This window comes from Henriciella sp. (assembly GCF_049649345.1).
Lineage (GTDB): Bacteria > Pseudomonadota > Alphaproteobacteria > Caulobacterales > Hyphomonadaceae > Henriciella.
In genome coordinates, this window is record NZ_JBARZC010000026.1 from 1 (window position 1) to 1,846 (window position 1,846).

Below are 1,846 nucleotides of genomic sequence, written 5' to 3' on the forward strand. Positions count from 1 at the left end.
GCCGGCGTTCGATCGCGCTGAACCTCAAGAATCCCGATGACGTCGAAACGGCGCTCAAGCTGATCGAAAAAGCAGATGGCCTTATCGAGGGCTTCCGGCCGGGCGTGATGGAGCGGCTCGGCCTTGGCCCCGATGTGGTTCTAAAGCGGAACCCAAAACTCGCCTATGGGCGGATGACCGGCTGGGGGCAGTTCGGGCCTCTGTCGCAAGCGGCGGGACACGACCTCAACTATATCGCGCTAACCGGCGCGCTTGGCGCCATGGGCCGCAAGGGCGAGCGCCCTTATCCGCCGCTCAACCTGATCGGTGACTATGGCGGCGGTGCGCTTTATCTCGCTTTCGGTCTGCTCGCTGCCATCATCAGTGCCAAAGGCGGCGGCGAAGGCCAGGTTGTTGACGTCGCAATGACGGATGGCGCGGCATCGCTGACCTCCATGTTCTACGGCATGAAAGCCATGGGTGTCTGGAGCGATGAGCGCGAGGACAATCTCCTCGATGGCGGCGCCCACTTCTACGACTGTTATGAAACGAAAGACGGGAAATACGTGTCTATCGGCTCCATAGAGCCGCAATTCTACGCTCTGCTTCTCGAAAAAGCCGAGCTGACCGATCCGGACTTCCAGAATCAGATGAGCCGTTCATCCTGGCCGGAGCTCAGCGAGAAGGTTGCCAAGGTAATGGCCACCAAAACGCGGGACGAATGGTCCGCGATCATGGAAGGGACGGATGTCTGTTTTGCACCGGTTCTCTCGCTAACAGAGGCTCCCGACCATCCGCACAACAAGGCGCGCGAAACGTTCGTCACCTATGAGGGCGTGGTTCAACCTGCGCCTGCGCCGCGGTTCTCAAAGACCCCAGGCGCCATTCAGAGACCGCCTGCGGCACCAGGCGCTCATAGCGATGAAATCTTGGCTGATTGGGGTGTCAAATAGCGGTGCACTGCAGATCTCAGGCAGAGGCGCGCCCGCCTCAAAATATGAATGAGTGACAACAGGTTTGCTGCGACGTGGTTCATATACACTTTGCTATAAAGAGCTCATCAGCAGAGAGCCGTAACACGCTTTGTTTGGTTTTCTGTCTGATGTCCTTCTTGCTAGACCTTGGCCGCCAGTTTTGGCGGCCATTTTTTTGTTTAAATACAATACGTTTCATTATTTTACCAAGCACGCCTATTGCTGTTACACGATCTCAGGTGGAACTTTTAAGCGTCTTTCATGTACTTATGATGTATTCAGTCGAGGGGAAATATGAGCACAGTTTTATCGGCTTCGCCGAGGAAAGTTAGCGACGCCGACAGAGGGATCGGTCAACTCGTACGCCAGGCTCGCCGGCGCATCGGGATGACGCTCGACGATCTGGCAAAGAAACTGGGCCTGTCATACCAGCAGGTTCACAAATACGAGAACGGCACAAACCGTATCAGCGCCGGAACGCTCGCTGCTATCGCAAATATTCTCGCTGTGCCGGTGGAGCATTTATTTCCGGAAGACGCGCTTCTTAGCCACAGCACGGACGAAAATAGCGAAGTCGACAAATATAGAAGCGAAGTCAGCCGTCTTGTCCGCACAATCGATGACCCCAAGAAGCTCGAGGCCATCATAACCATCCTGAAAACGGTCTAGCGTCTACTTGCTGGCATTGGATTGAGCGAGCCGCACGGTGCTAAGCCGTTCGCGGTTCTGCTCACTCCAGTTCTTCGGATGATGAAACGTCTCCTGGAACCAGGGATTGGTTTCATGGCGAAATTGCATTCTGATCCAGTCAATGAATTTCCGGCCTCGCGACAGATGCTGGACGCGCTGGGTGTATGTCAGCCAGAATTCGATCGGAACAAGCTCCGGCAGAT

The 1,846-nt window shown here is 55.5% G+C and carries 2 protein-coding genes and 1 pseudogene; 2 read left to right on the plus strand and 1 reads right to left on the minus strand.

The genetic code is table 11. The features are described from left to right. Both WA989_RS00695 and WA989_RS00700 read left to right on the plus strand, forming a co-directional pair. The coding region (locus WA989_RS00695) for a CaiB/BaiF CoA transferase family protein (protein ID WP_424338614.1) at positions 1-932 on the plus strand (932 nt) is incomplete at its 5' end. Positions 933-1,247: 315 nt separating this feature from the next. Further along, positions 1,248-1,622 carry a helix-turn-helix domain-containing protein gene (locus WA989_RS00700; protein ID WP_424338615.1) on the plus strand — a complete coding sequence of 125 codons (375 nt, stop codon included), beginning with the start codon at positions 1,248-1,250 and terminating at the stop codon, positions 1,620-1,622. A 3-nt stretch (positions 1,623-1,625) separates the two neighbouring features. Here the strand turns inward: WA989_RS00700 and WA989_RS00705 are convergent. Continuing rightward, positions 1,626-1,846, minus strand: a pseudogene (locus WA989_RS00705) (hypothetical protein); the annotation flags it as partial.